This is a genomic window from Lentilactobacillus senioris DSM 24302 = JCM 17472, assembly GCF_001436555.1.
In the GTDB taxonomy this organism is placed as follows: domain Bacteria; phylum Bacillota; class Bacilli; order Lactobacillales; family Lactobacillaceae; genus Lentilactobacillus; species Lentilactobacillus senioris.
Window position 1 is genome coordinate 130,934 of the sequence record NZ_AYZR01000009.1, and the last position, 13,206, is coordinate 144,139.

The 13,206-nt window shown below is 40.2% G+C and carries 13 protein-coding genes and 1 other annotated feature; of the genes, 6 read left to right on the forward strand and 7 right to left on the reverse strand.

The window, feature by feature from the left end:
* Window positions 1–53: 53 nt before the first annotated feature.
* From FC56_RS07190 to FC56_RS07200, 3 genes are read right to left on the reverse strand one after another with little or no spacing between them, the layout of a single operon-like run.
* Window positions 54–620, reverse strand: a complete 567-nt coding sequence (locus tag FC56_RS07190; protein ID WP_056978642.1) for a guanylate kinase — start codon at window positions 618–620, stop codon at window positions 54–56.
* Complete coding sequence (locus tag FC56_RS07195; RefSeq protein ID WP_056978644.1) at window positions 617–1,051, reverse strand: bis(5'-nucleosyl)-tetraphosphatase; 435 nt, start codon at window positions 1,049–1,051, stop codon at window positions 617–619. Before FC56_RS07195 ends, FC56_RS07190 begins: the two co-directional genes overlap by 4 nt.
* Entirely contained in the window at window positions 1,048–2,211 is a 1,164-nt protein-coding gene (locus tag FC56_RS07200; protein WP_056978646.1) for a cation:proton antiporter, read from the reverse strand. The genes FC56_RS07195 and FC56_RS07200 overlap by 4 nt, the downstream gene beginning before the upstream one ends.
* A gap of 139 nt (window positions 2,212–2,350) precedes the next feature.
* Here FC56_RS07200 and FC56_RS07205 point away from each other — a divergent pair, with 139 nt between their 5' ends.
* Window positions 2,351–4,786 carry a Xaa-Pro dipeptidyl-peptidase gene (locus tag FC56_RS07205; RefSeq protein ID WP_056978648.1) on the forward strand — a complete coding sequence of 812 codons (2,436 nt, stop codon included), beginning with the start codon at window positions 2,351–2,353 and terminating at the stop codon, window positions 4,784–4,786.
* A gap of 60 nt (window positions 4,787–4,846) precedes the next feature.
* The gene (locus FC56_RS07210; RefSeq protein ID WP_056978650.1) at window positions 4,847–5,758 is read left to right on the forward strand and encodes a proline-specific peptidase family protein; all 912 of its coding nucleotides are present in this window, start codon (window positions 4,847–4,849) and stop codon (window positions 5,756–5,758) included.
* Between the two features lie 187 nt (window positions 5,759–5,945).
* On the opposite strand, the gene asnA is transcribed toward FC56_RS07210, so the two are convergent.
* Complete coding sequence (asnA, locus tag FC56_RS07215; RefSeq protein WP_056978651.1) at window positions 5,946–6,953, reverse strand: aspartate--ammonia ligase; 1,008 nt, start codon at window positions 6,951–6,953, stop codon at window positions 5,946–5,948.
* A gap of 55 nt (window positions 6,954–7,008) precedes the next feature.
* Window positions 7,009–7,251: a binding site (T-box leader), on the reverse strand.
* 204 nt (window positions 7,252–7,455) lie between these two features.
* On the opposite strand from asnA, the gene FC56_RS07220 reads away from it, so the two are divergent.
* Both FC56_RS07220 and FC56_RS07225 read left to right on the forward strand, forming a co-directional pair.
* On the forward strand, window positions 7,456–8,217 hold the full coding sequence (locus FC56_RS07220; RefSeq protein ID WP_056978653.1) for a CPBP family intramembrane glutamic endopeptidase: 762 nt from the start codon (window positions 7,456–7,458) through the stop codon (window positions 8,215–8,217).
* Window positions 8,218–8,283: 66 nt separating this feature from the next.
* A complete protein-coding gene (locus FC56_RS07225) occupies window positions 8,284–8,490 on the forward strand; it encodes a PLDc N-terminal domain-containing protein (RefSeq protein ID WP_056978655.1) in 207 nt (68 codons plus the stop codon).
* 34 nt (window positions 8,491–8,524) lie between these two features.
* Here FC56_RS07225 and FC56_RS07230 read toward each other — a convergent pair whose 3' ends face one another.
* On the reverse strand, window positions 8,525–10,045 hold the full coding sequence (locus FC56_RS07230; RefSeq protein ID WP_056978881.1) for an ABC-F family ATP-binding cassette domain-containing protein: 1,521 nt from the start codon (window positions 10,043–10,045) through the stop codon (window positions 8,525–8,527).
* A gap of 167 nt (window positions 10,046–10,212) precedes the next feature.
* Between FC56_RS07230 and FC56_RS07235 the strand changes: the two genes are divergently transcribed.
* Window positions 10,213–10,572 (forward strand): VOC family protein, encoded by a 360-nt coding sequence (locus tag FC56_RS07235; protein WP_056978657.1) that lies wholly within the window; start codon window positions 10,213–10,215, stop codon window positions 10,570–10,572.
* Between the two features lie 2 nt (window positions 10,573–10,574).
* The gene (locus FC56_RS07240; RefSeq protein ID WP_056978660.1) at window positions 10,575–11,246 is read left to right on the forward strand and encodes a CPBP family intramembrane glutamic endopeptidase; all 672 of its coding nucleotides are present in this window, start codon (window positions 10,575–10,577) and stop codon (window positions 11,244–11,246) included.
* 32 nt (window positions 11,247–11,278) lie between these two features.
* Here the strand turns inward: FC56_RS07240 and FC56_RS07245 are convergent, their stop codons facing one another.
* Together FC56_RS07245 and FC56_RS07250 are read right to left on the reverse strand one after the other, a co-directional pair.
* Complete coding sequence (locus FC56_RS07245) at window positions 11,279–12,439, reverse strand: DUF2075 domain-containing protein (protein WP_056978662.1); 1,161 nt, start codon at window positions 12,437–12,439, stop codon at window positions 11,279–11,281.
* Window positions 12,432–13,151: an alpha/beta hydrolase gene (locus FC56_RS07250; protein WP_056978664.1), complete on the reverse strand. Its 720-nt coding sequence runs from the start codon at window positions 13,149–13,151 to the stop codon at window positions 12,432–12,434. The genes FC56_RS07245 and FC56_RS07250 overlap by 8 nt, the downstream gene beginning before the upstream one ends.
* Window positions 13,152–13,206: the final 55 nt, after the last annotated feature.

A 13,206-nucleotide genomic window follows, 5' to 3' on the forward strand; every position in this document is an offset into this window, starting at 1 on the left:
TCATTTTAGCCGCTGCTAAAAGTAGGCATAAAAAAAGAAACCAACCACTGGTTTCAGTCTTTAATTTCTCTAGTTTCAGCAACCACTTGGTCCACCCGCATTTTGGTGGTTTCCCAATCAACGTTGTTGATTACGTGAGCCTTTCCCACCAATTCCTGAGGTAACTGTAAATCTCGTTGGTTTTCCGGGCTAACTAGTCTTTGTTTTATTAGTTCAGGGCTATCTCCGCGTTTTTCCATTCGGTCAGCTAACTCATTTAAGGCGGCTACCTGCATATAAATAATCACCGCTTGATCGCCTAATTGATTGGCATAAGTAATTGCCCCTTTGGTATCTAAAACGATCACAGCGTCAGAAGATCCTTGCCAAGCGCGTTCAATCCCTTCATAAGAGGAACCATACTGATTATTAGAATATTGAACCTGCTCTAAATAGTGATTTTGCGCAAACGTGGCTGGATTTTCAAAATAGTAATCTACTCCGTCCTGCTCGTTTTGGCGGGGAGCCCTAGTAGTATGAGTGATTACTTTACTCATATGATATTTTTGAATCAAATACCGTTGTACTGAAGTTTTACCACTTCCAGCAGCTCCGGTAATTACATATACTAATCGTTTCAAGAGCGAGCCTCAATTCCTTCTTTTGTTCGAATGTACTTATCAGCCATCGCCAGTAGCTCCCGTAAATTATCATAGGTTAGCTGATGGCTGGCTTGTTCGTAGTCAAACCAAGCGTAGGAATGGATTTCTTCGTCTTGCTTCTTGATCACAACCCCTTCAGGAACCCGACTAACAAAGAAATCGACTACCTTATGGTGACCGTTTTTCATGTCATATTCTACTCGTTCATGAAATCCATCATCGATTTCGGTATTTAGACTAGTTTCTTCAGCGATTTCTCTTACTGCCGTTTCTACCAAATTTTCATTAGCTTCCACGTGGCCTTTAGGAAGTCCCCAGAAATCATCAGTGGCGCTTTGCAGCAGCAAATATTCTAATTGCCCTTTATGGATTTGGTAAACAACAGCTCCACTTGCATATTCGGTTGTCATGGTAGTTCATCCTCTCGTTTTTTAATTTGATTAATGGCCCATTTTAACATGAGCGGCGCTAAAATCGTGGTTAAAACAATGACGATAATTAGTTCTGAGTACAATTCCCGCTGTAATAAATGTGCAGAAATTCCTAATTGAGCAATAATTAAAGCCATTTCGCCTCGTGAAATCATCCCAGTTCCAATTAGGCTAGCACTATGCCAGTTATCACCAGCTAGTTTGGCTCCAAGCGCCCCACCTAAGTACTTAGTTAAGAGAGCCGCTACCGTCATAATGACGATGAACCCGATGTGGCGACCAATACCGTCAAATTCCATCGCCATCCCAATGCTAACGAAAAAGATCGGAATAAAGAATGTGTTCCCCACCGGACCCACATTTTGGACTACTTCATGTTGGTACTTAGTCTGACCAACCGCTACTCCGGCAAAGAATGCTCCTACTACGGCACTTAATCCCACGGTGTCTGCTAACCAAGCCATTGCCAAACATAGAGATAACGAGGTAATGGCTACTGCTCCTGGGACTGGAACCCGTTCAGCAAAATGCAGTAACCACGGCGCTAACCATTTGACTAAAACAACTACACCAACAAAATAAATTACTTGAATTAAGCTAGTAACTACTAAATTGGCGGATTCATTTCCAACACCGAAAGTACTGGTAAAAATGCTAACTAGAATAACGGCAATAATGTCGTCTACTACGGCCGCTCCTAAAATAGTGGCCCCTTCTTTAGTGCTTAAGTACTTAAATTCTCGTAACACCTCAACACTAATGGAAACCGAAGTAGCGGAAAAAATTACGCCCCAAAAAATCGAACGCTCAAATCCTTGGTGGTTTAACATCCCTAGGTAATAAAAAACCACCATCGGCAAAATCACTCCTAAGCCGGCCACCAATAGTGCCGGTCGGAAATATTTTTTTAGCTGGGTTAAGTCACTTTCAATTCCGGCCAAAAACATTAGGATAATTACCCCAATTTCTGATCCTGCCGTCATTAGCTCGCCATCACTTATTAAGTGCAGCACACCAGGTCCTAAAATAACCCCAATTAGTAACTCACCAATCACCATTGGCATCTTAAATCGTTGACTAATCGCACCGGCCAATAGCGTTGTAAATAAAATTAAAGCAATTTCTCCAATATAGTTCAAAATGTGGGCCCCTTTCTTTGAAATTCAGTTAATTAAATTTTATCATGGTTTTAACCGGTAATCCAATTCATACCGGATAAGTTCTGGAGTATAATAAGATTATCAATTGATGCTTTTTAACACAGGAGGAACGCAACCGATGAAGATTAACCAGTTTGCCATCATTGACACCGATCATGAACAGATTATCAAGGAATTAAAAATGATTCGCTTCTTATCACCTAGAGCCCTTAAAATGGCCGATCCAGTGATGTTATGGCGAAACTTTTTGCTAAAGTTTTATATTGAGCACCAAGGTCGCGCCACTCGAATTGAAAAAGTAAAGGGCTTAATGGCTACCGATACCCAAGATGCTTACGAATATACTACCAAGCACCGATCAGTATCTAAGCAAGCTTTTTATAACGTAGCTTTACAATTGCTAGGCTTTGAAGTTGACGAAGATTTTCATTTAAATGCTCCCATTGCTGCTCTTGAAGAAATGGGCTTGCCAGTAGCACAAGTTGGCGATGAATTAAACGCCGACGACTTAATTGACGCTTGGTACCTACTGTTAAATACCCGTACTAAAAACGGCCAAAGTTTAATTGACTACCTAGCTAGTCAAGGTTACTATGCGCAATACTTTACCGATAACGTGTTACCCCAACCATTATTTTTCAATGGTAAGGCCCAAGCTGTCTTTGACACTCGCCAATTAATCCACGATGTCGTTTACGTCGAAAGTGACTTAGATAGTGACCGGGACGGAAAACGGGATTTACTTAAGGTAGAAGTTTTACGGCCAGCAGAAACCGAACCTGATTTAGATAATAGTTTGACAGTTCCAGTAATTTACACCGCCAGTCCTTATAACCAAGGTACTAACGACACTGCCGGCGAACAAATGATGCACCGGGTGAACCGGAGCTTAACTCCTAAACCAGCTTCTAAAATTACTAAAGAAGCCATCACCACTTCATTTACTCTTCCTACTCCTCCCAAACCTAGAGAAGCCACAGGAACTACTTCCACTGCCGAAGAAACCTTTGCTCACACTTCTAGCTATACATTAAACGACTACTTCTTAGCCCGTGGCTTTGCCGTCGTTTATGCAGCCGGGATCGGAACAAAAGGTTCAGATGGAATTCGAACTACTGGTTCTGAATTAGAAACCCTCTCTACCACAGCTATTATTGAATGGTTAACTGGCGATCGTCCAGCTTACACTAACAAAGTAGACGATATCCAAATTGATGCCTTCTGGTCTAATCACAACGTGGCAATGACTGGGCGTTCTTACTTAGGAACCTTGGCTACCGCTGCTGCCACTACTGGTGTTAAGGGTCTCAAAACTGCGATCGTGGAAGCTGGTATTTCTAACTGGTATGACTACTACCGTGAAAACGGCTTAGTAATCGCTCCGTTAGGCTTCCAAGGTGAAGATGCCGATGTCTTAGCAGAAGAAACTTTTAGTCGGCAAAAAATTGCTGGTAATTACCGTAAAGTACAAGGGGTTTGGGAAGACCAACTCGAACAAATTACCGATGGACAAGATCGTAGAACTGGTAACTACAACACTTTCTGGGATCACCGCAATTACTTGAAGAACGTTAAAAACGTTAAGGCAGATATGTTTATCGTTCACGGTTTAAACGACTGGAACGTTAAAACTAGCCACGCCTTTAATCTCTGGAATGCCCTAAAAGACACTAAGGTTACCCAAAAACTAATCTTGCATCAGGGTAAACATATCTACATCAACAATTTCCGTTCGTTGGATTTCAACGAAATGATGAACCTCTGGCTGTCTAACAAGCTCTACGAAATCAATAACGGAGCTAACGAAGTTCTACCAGATACGTTAGTTCAAGATAACGTCTCACCTGATACCTGGACCGAAGAAAATGATTGGGGTGGAGATCCAGAAATTCACCACACTCACTTAAACGACGGTACTTGGGGTCAAGCCGCCATTGACGTAGAATCTTACAGTGATTACCTTAACAAAACCGAATTTGAATTATATTCTAACGATATTAAACAATGGGAAAAGGATATGATGGCTAACGAATCTCCACTGGAAAACAATCGGATTCGCTTGCTCACCCAACAAATTACCCAAGCCCACTACCTCGATGGTCAACCTAGTGTCGACCTTAAGATTAGTTCTAACGCTGAAGTTGGTATGGTCAGTGTTGCCTTGGTTGATTACGCGGAAGCTAAACGTTTAACCGAAGATCCCGTAGTCTTAAAAGCCAACGGTATCGATACTGGATTCAGATGGCGCTTTGATGATTTAAAGGAATTCCAATTAGATTCTCACGTCACTCCTTATAAAGTAATTTCTATTGGTCACATGAATTTACAAAACCGAACCAATGCTTACCAAAACGATGAACTTAAGCCTAATAAGTTCTATTCCGTTCATCTAAATCTCCAACCTAGCTTCTATCACTTACCTGCTGGGCATCGCTTAGGTTTAGTTATTTTTGGAACGGATATGGCTACCAGCATTCGCGGTAACCAAGATATCGAATACAAAGTTGACTTAACTAAGTCTCAACTAAATCTTCCTGTAAAAAAACACGTCTAACCATTTATCCTTAAATCGTGGTATTATGGAAATTAAAATTGTGAAGGGAGCATCTCGTATATGAAACAAGGTACTAAAATTATCACCCTAGATAACGGTTATCATCTCTGGACCAACACACAAGGAACTGGTGAGATTCACTTACTAGCTATGCACGGTGGCCCTGGTGGAACCCATGAATACTGGGAAGATACTGCTAAGCAACTTGCAAAACAAGGTTTAAATGTCCAAGTGCACATGTACGACCAACTTGGTTCATGGTACTCAGACAGTCCTGACTTTAGCGATCCTAAGGTTGCTAATGATATTTTAAATTACGATTACTTCCTTGACGAAGTCGAAGAAGTCCGTCAAAAATTAGGTATTGATCAATTTTATTTGATTGGCCAATCATGGGGTGGCGCTTTAGTTCAAATGTATGCTGCTAAATACGGCGATCATTTGAAAGGGGCAATTATTTCTTCAATGGTTGATCGAATCGACGATTACACTGAAAATCTTAACAAGGTTCGTGAAGAAGCCCTCACCCCAGAACAATTAGCTTACATGAAAGAATGCGAAGCTAAAAATGATTACGATAACGAAAAATACCAAGCTTGCGTTGATATTTTAAACAAAGGTTACATCGACCGGAAACAACCAGCTGCCATTTCTCATTTGGTTGACACTATGAACACCGATGTTTACGGTGCCTTCCAAGGTGACAACGAATTTGTTGTGACTGGTAAGTTGAAGGACTGGAACTTTACTGATCGTTTGAAGGATATCAAAGTTCCTACTTTGGTTACCTTTGGAGAACACGAAACCATGCCAATTGCCACTGGTAAGCGGATGGCTGAAATGATTCCTAATGCCAAGTTTGTTTCCACTCCAAATGGTGGTCACCACCACATGATCGATAACGCTCCAGTTTATTACGATCATCTTGCTACTTTTATTAAAGAAGTAGAAGCGGGAACGTTTAATAAATAAGTGTGACAGGCTTCGGGAACTAACGAAGTTTAACCTAAAAAGCCGTGATAGTTCGATCGTTTAGATCGCTATTACGGTTTTTTAGTTAAAGTATAGTTAGTTGAAGTGCGGAACACGTTAAGTGTGAGCTGGATTCGATAAATTCACAGCATACTAAAAAGAGATAGCTTTCTAGCTATCTCTTTTTTTAGAGTAAATGAATTCCTGCTGCTTCACATTCATCAATCATTGCTTGGGGCCAAATACTAGCTTGCACTTCACCTACGTGCGCTTTACCTAGCAAGAGCATGCACACCCGAGACTGGCCAATGCCGCCACCAATTGTGTACGGTAATTTGCCGTTCAACAAAGCTTGATGAAACGGAAATTGAATTCGATCTTCAGCATCGTAGAGCTTCAATTGTTTTAATAAAGTCTCTTCATCCACTCGAACTCCCATACTAGAGATTTCAATGGCCCGTTGTAATGGTTCATACCAGAATAAAATATCCCCGTTTAACTCCCAGTTATCATAATCTGGAGCTCGAAAATCATGCTTTTCACCAGATTTAAGGTAGCCACCAATTTGCATCAGAAAAACTGCACCTAACTCTTTGGTAATGGCATTTTCACGCTCTTTCGGGGTTTTATCTGGCCAACGGTCTTCCAATTCTTGCGTGGTAACAAAATGAATTTGATCTGGTAAGTGATGAACTGCGGCTGGATATTGACTAGCTACTTCGCTTTCTACGTGTTTCATTACCTGAAAAATTTGTTCGACCGTTGCACGTAAGGTTTGCTCGTTAAGCTCATCTTTGGCAATTACCTTTTCCCAGTCCCACTGATCAACATAGATGGAGTGGAAGTTATCTAAATCTTCGTCTTTCCGAATTGCATTCATGTTAGTGTATAAACCTTCGTGCATTCCAAATCCAAATCTGGCTAAAGCCATGCGTTTCCACTTGGCTAGGGAATGAACAATTTCAATTCGATGACCAGGCAACCCCACCATTGTGAAGTTAACCGGTGTTTCAGTACCGCTTAAATTATCGTTTAATCCAGTATCATGATCAACAAACATTGGTGCAGATAATCTGGATAAATTTAATTGCTTGCCAAATTCATTTTGAAATGTGTCGCGGATGAAGCGAATCGCCTCTTGGGTTTCACGTGGAGAAAGTTTAGCATCATAATCGGTGGGAATAACTACTGGCATAATATCAGATCCTTTTTTTAAATTTACAAAATAAAAAAGCCCCTCATCCCTTCTGACAAGGGACGAAAGACTTTTCGCGGTACCACCCAAGTTTCTTGCATACACAAGACACTCTAATACGTACTAACATACGCTCCGGTAGTAACGTTCCGACGACGTCAACACCTACTTTGCATTCGCATTTCAGTATGAAACTTAGAGAGTGTTATTCGATTAAGCCGCAACTAAATGGGTTTTCACTAGTTCCCATCTCACTGATAGTGCCTGCCTAATGTACTTGTCTCTCATACGTTTTTATTTTGTTGAATATTATCTTATCATATTCCCATTTCATTGCAACCATTAAATTATAACTAATCTCATTTTATGATCGTTTCACTAATCAAGAGCCCTTTCCCTCTTACTAGTCGACATTCATTTAGTTGAGCGTTTTATCCTACATTACTTTTAATTTGTTCTATACTTAGTTTAGTAGCATTATTTGTTTTAGGGGGAATTACATATGGAAAAAGCTGATTATCAAACTAGTTGGCTCAAATTATTTACTGTTTTCATTATCTTTATTGGTACTGTAGTAATTATTAGTCCATTATTTCCTAAAAATTGGGGCGTTATAGGGGACTTAATTGCTCAAGAAATTGTAGTTGTTACTTTAACATTAATCATTAATCATCTGTGGGTTCAACAACCTCTTCACATTAAATCAGATGTTTCTGGTAAAAGCATTATCGCAGTAAGTATCATACCGCTAATTTTTATACTTGAAGCAATTCTCATAACTTTTAAGAATAATAATATTATTAATTTTAAAAGTGCAATTATTGTTGGGATTTGTGCTGGAATTACGGAAGAATTAATTTTTAGAGGAATTTTATTACCAGGATCATTAACCCATTTTAATGGTCATCGGGGAATCTGGTATGCCGTTTTAATTTCTAGCGTTGCCTTCGGGATGGCTCATATGGTTAATCTTGCTGATCAACCACTTGAAGCAACTTTATTGCAAGGATCAAACGCTTTTGCCGTTGGGTTAGTTTTAGCTGCCCTTTATCTACGAACTCGCAGTTTAATTTTACCAATGATACTTCATGGTACCAACGACTATATTTCCACTATTGCTTCTCACGGTCACTTAGCAATGCATAACGAATCAGTTGCCCCATTTATCATTCTTTGGATTTTATACATCGTTATTACCATTTTCTTGCTTCGTAAAAGTAAAACTGAAGATGCTTACAAAATTACCCAAAAAAATTTATTTTAATTTTACCCCAGATTTTTAAAAATAAACCGGTTATACTAGGGACAATTAAATATTGGAGGCGGTAACATGAAAAAAAGAAACTTAACTTCCGACCAAAAACAAATGTTGGCCCCATTTGTAGCTTTTGAACTCACTGCTCTTTTCATAGCTTGGGCTGATATTATTAAGGCCCCTTCGTTTCGTCGAGGCAACCGAACTACCTGGTTACTTATTAGTTTAATTCAACCAATTGGTCCATGGTTGTACTTAAAATTTGGCAAGGCCAAAGCATAATAAAAAGACTTGGAATTTTTCCAAGTCTTTTTATTTACTCTGATTTTTTCAAGCTTAATTTTTCGACGTTTAAAATCTTATCTACAACTCCCTCGTAGAAGCCACTTTCATGACTAACCACGATCAGATTACCTTCAAATCGTTGCAAGGCCCGCTTCAAAGCTTCTTTGGTTTCTTCATCCAAATGGTTCGTTGGTTCATCCATGATCAAGAAGTTACTAGGCGTAAATTCCATCATTGCCAACTTCACCTTGGTTTGTTCACCACCAGATAGTTGACCGATTGGTTTCATCGCATTTTCAGAATCCAACCCACACTGAGCCAACTTTGTCCGAATCGCCCGTTGTTGTAGCTTAGGAAAAGCATCAGCAATAATTGCCATGGGCGTCATAGCATCATTTTCCCAATCCAATTCTTGACTGAAGTAGTTGATTACCGCAGAAGGTGAAAATTCAGCACTCCCACCCTTAGATGGTAATTTACCCAGGATGGTTTTAATCAATGTTGATTTACCAACTCCGTTAAAACCAGCAAACGCTACTTTTTCACCTAATGACATCGAAATCGTCACTGGTGCTAGCAACGGCTTATTATAACCAACCGACAATTCCTCTACCGTCAAGGCATTATGCGAGCCGGTATCTGCATAAGGAAAGTTAAATGAAGCCTGAATGTTAGTCGAAGGTGGATCAACCCGTTCCATTCTCGCCAGCTTCTTTTCCCGTGATTTAGCCATCGTGGATTTAGAACCGGCTTTATTTTTCCGAATGAAACGTTCTGCCTTTTCAATTTCAACCTGTTGCTTGTCGAATTGACGTTGTTGGAATTCTTCACGTTCTGCTCGTTGCCGCATAGCTTGTTTAAAACTCCCCCGGTATTTGGTAATCTTGCCAAACGCCACGTTAATGATACAGTTGGTAATTTGTTCTAGGAAGTCATAATCATGAGAAACCACCATAACGGCACCTTGAAAACTATTAAGATAATCAATTAACCACTCGATTTGAGCGGTATCTAAATAGTTTGTTGGTTCATCAAGTAAAATAACGTCCGGACTGGCCAAGATCATTTTCGCTAAAATGATCTTAGACCGTTGCCCCCCAGACATCTCACCGACCAGTTGATCTCGGCCGATACTATCTAATCCTAACCCGGTAATGGTCTGTTCGATTTCAGTGTCAATTTCATAAAAGCCGTGGGCGTCCAAATATTCTTGAGTTTGCCCCGCACGATCCAGATATTTTTCTTCACCTGTTTCGGCGTATTGATTATATAGTTCAGTTAATTGTTCATTTCGTTCAAATAAATCTGCATAAGCCGTTTGCAAAAATTGAGTCAAAGTTAAATCTTCTTCAATATCGGCATACTGATCCAAATAACCAATTTTAATGTTTTTCTGCCAGTTGATCTGGCCCTTAAGTGGCAATTCGCTTCCGGTAATTATCTTAATCAACGTGGATTTACCAACTCCGTTTTGGCCCACAATTCCCATGTGGTCGCCAGCTTCTAGTTGAAATTCTGCGTCAGCATACAGATCCTTTTCTGCAAAGCTCATCGTTAAGTCTGATACTGTTAATAATGGCACTTTTTATCCCTCTCTATTCGTAAACATACATGTAAGCACGCTACACTGTTTTCAACGCCACGTCAAGTTAGAACCATTCACAAACCTTTCCCAAAGAGTATATAATGGAGTTTATTAAGCAAAAAGGATGAATTAATATGAATATTCGAGAAATTGAAGCTCTAAACCTACCTGTTTCTAACCTACAAGCTAGTCTCCGCTTTTACCATGAAGTCTTTGATCTGCCTATTTTAGAGCTGGCAGACGACGTTAAAGCTGCTCGTCTAGCCAAGCAATTATTGATTTTTAGTCCCCAAGAAGTTGTTAATCCGATTGAATTCAGTGTGGTAGCCAAAGATTCAGTGGCAGCTCTTGAGTCCCATTTAGCTAATTACGGCGTGGATATCAAGCAACCCGCGCACACAGTCAAAGTAATGGGCCGAGACGCTACTGCTATTGTCGTAGCTGACTTAGACGATAATTTAATTACCATCAATACCTACGCGCAAAAGGGGTAATTATGCGATATCTCTTCTTAAAGGGTGGTCAAATTGTTAAATGGCTATTCTTTTTATTTATTTACCTACTATCGTCCACGTTAATTTCAATAGCTGGTGAATTTCCGAATCAGCCCGATCGAATGGCCCAGTTTTTGGGAATTGGACTAATTTCTAGTGCTATTTCTCTAGGCTTTATTGGCTGGCGTTACTGGGTCCAACTTCAAGCTAATAATCCACGTAATTTCGGTAAATATCCAATTACGTGGCAAAAAGTTAGTCGGTTATTTTTGCTGTTTGCCGCTATGTTAGTTTTGCAGTACATTTGGAGCTTACTGATCACCTTAGGAATTTTACAATTTCCTGCTAATCAGCAAGCGGTAGATGTCGCAGCTAATCAAATGCCGTTTTGGAATAATTTATTTGCCGTTGCGGTGGCACCGTTCTTTGAGGAATTAATTTTTCGAGGAATTTTTCTAAACTATTTCTTCGCCAAAAATACAAAATGGAACAACTTCTTTGGTATTTTGGTTAGCGGCCTATTATTTGGGTTAGGTCACGAACCTAGTTTTGACTCGACGCTGCTAATGTACTCCGCAATGGGGTGGCTGTTAGGCTTGACCTACTTACGATTTAGAGACATTCGGTTTAACACCGCCTTACACATTATGAATAACTTGCTGACGGTAATTTAAAAAACGTCTCCTGTTTAACGGGAGGCGTTTTCTTATTGGTTTAACCAATCTCTTAATTTAGGGTCATGAGCATACAAGTAAGTTCCCTTCACACCCCGCTTTAGTAGTACGTTCAGTGAATTACGTAAAAGGGCTACTTTACTATTTTCATAGTCAGTTCCGCTTAAGTCTGCTCGATGTTTGAAAACCTCAACGTCTGTTGCTAACTCTGGATTAACCCCGAGGCGTTTATCAGCCGTTAAGTAAAATGGCGGTCCGATGATGATGCCAATGTAACTCAAATCAAATCCTTGAACGGTATAAATACTTCCCACCTCGTCAATTGTTTGAGGCTGTTCCGCCCACGGGATACTCGTAAAGTTGTATTGATCCCAGGGCAACTTAAACTGCCCTTCAGTAATATAGTGTTTACCCCCATCTAAAGTGGAAGGATAACCAGAGGTGGCCGTAATTCTAGCCATACCAACTTCTTGGTTTCTGGCCACAATTTGTTGTCGCATTGCTTCAGCATCGTCATACACCCGAAAATCATAATCGGTTGCTGGTAGCTCTATTGGCTTAATTATTTCACCACTGACAAAATCATTGAGCCAGTTCAATAATTCTACCGGTGCCTGCAATCGAAACTGCTGCTGCAATTGCACCCACTGTTGTGGACGCTCACCAATTACTTGCTGAAGTTGCTTAGTCGTCCAATAGCTTTTAGTTTTTAATACCTGCTCCGGATCAAATACCAAGATGGTAACGTGACTTAGGTTAATAATATCAGCCAATTGGTTATTGCCGTAATAATTATTATAATGATCAGCCTTGCTTAACAGTAAATGGGCTTCGTCAATTACCGCTAAATCTACCTGTGTATTTTGCTTATGGGCTTTGTTGATAAACGTAGTCGGCCGTTCGAAGAATTTTTTTAGTAGTCCCGGGGTTGCTCCGGCAATTTGCCGATAAACTTTTAATAACTCCGGATGATTAACCAAAAAGCGTGGCGCTTCAACTTTTTGAGCCATTTGGGCGAAAAAGTGATTTAACAGTACACTTTTGCCGGTTCCTGCTTCACCTTGAAGCACAAAAACGGCGTGCTCAGGTTGAGTCATTGCCGTTTGGGTAAAAGTTATCATTTGTTTTAGCGTCGTTTGTTGTTCAGCAGTTAACTCCGCATCGAATGTTAATGCCTGATATTCGTTATTCATTAGTATAATGTTGCAACCAATTTAGTGCCATTTCAAACCAACTAGCAAATTCTGGATATACTTTTCCGGCGTTTTGATCCGCAACGTACTCGTTAGCCAAGGAAATGCCGTGCTTACCGGTGCTAAATTCGTGCAATTCAAACGGTACGTGATTAGTAGCCAAAGTCTCAGAGTATGGACCAATGTGTTGGGTATAAGGCGTCACCGTATCATTAATAGAACCAAAGATAAAGGTTGGTAAAGTTTGCTCTGTAACTAAGGCGTTCACATCTTCAGATTTGACGCCCATGCCCTCATCCAAGGTAGGCGCAATTACTGGGTAACCCAATAAAACGTACTTCAAAGCGTTGTTAGCATGAGTAGAATATTCAGCAACTAACTGACCACCAGCAGAAAAACCTAACATACCTAGTTTATCGGTATCCACGTTAAGTTCTGCAGCATGGTCCACTACATATTGTACTGCAGCGGCTACCGTTGCTTTGCTGTCCGCATAGTTTTTATGATCACCAATAGGATAACGAATAACAGCGGCTTGATAGCCTTTTGTCATAAAGCTCAACGCTACGCGCGCAGAGTCCTTGGCTTGAAATTGTTTGTAACCCCCACCAGGTACGATAAAAATTAGTGGTAATCGGTTTTCAGTATTGTTTAAGTATAAATCTAAGTATGTTGCTTGTTCGCGATTCAATTCGATTTCTGTATGTTGCATGAAATCACCTCCACGGTTAATGATAATGATTTAAGGAACCTAGTTCAAATAAAAA

What these genes read in the sequence shown, in the direction of transcription:
- FC56_RS07195 (WP_056978644.1), bottom strand. Translation starts at nt 1,051, where the DNA reads ATGACAACCGAATATGCAAGTGGAGCTGTTGTTTACCAAATCCATAAA.
- FC56_RS07205 (WP_056978648.1), top strand. Translation starts at nt 2,351, where the DNA reads ATGAAGATTAACCAGTTTGCCATCATTGACACCGATCATGAACAGATT.
- FC56_RS07210 (WP_056978650.1), top strand. Translation starts at nt 4,847, where the DNA reads ATGAAACAAGGTACTAAAATTATCACCCTAGATAACGGTTATCATCTC.
- asnA (WP_056978651.1), bottom strand. Translation starts at nt 6,953, where the DNA reads ATGCCAGTAGTTATTCCCACCGATTATGATGCTAAACTTTCTCCACGT.
- FC56_RS07220 (WP_056978653.1), top strand. Translation starts at nt 7,456, where the DNA reads ATGGAAAAAGCTGATTATCAAACTAGTTGGCTCAAATTATTTACTGTT.
- FC56_RS07225 (WP_056978655.1), top strand. Translation starts at nt 8,284, where the DNA reads ATGAAAAAAAGAAACTTAACTTCCGACCAAAAACAAATGTTGGCCCCA.
- FC56_RS07230 (WP_056978881.1), bottom strand. Translation starts at nt 10,045, where the DNA reads ATGAGCTTTGCAGAAAAGGATCTGTATGCTGACGCAGAATTTCAACTA.
- FC56_RS07235 (WP_056978657.1), top strand. Translation starts at nt 10,213, where the DNA reads ATGAATATTCGAGAAATTGAAGCTCTAAACCTACCTGTTTCTAACCTA.
- FC56_RS07240 (WP_056978660.1), top strand. Translation starts at nt 10,575, where the DNA reads ATGCGATATCTCTTCTTAAAGGGTGGTCAAATTGTTAAATGGCTATTC.
- FC56_RS07245 (WP_056978662.1), bottom strand. Translation starts at nt 12,439, where the DNA reads ATGAATAACGAATATCAGGCATTAACATTCGATGCGGAGTTAACTGCT.
- FC56_RS07250 (WP_056978664.1), bottom strand. Translation starts at nt 13,151, where the DNA reads ATGCAACATACAGAAATCGAATTGAATCGCGAACAAGCAACATACTTA.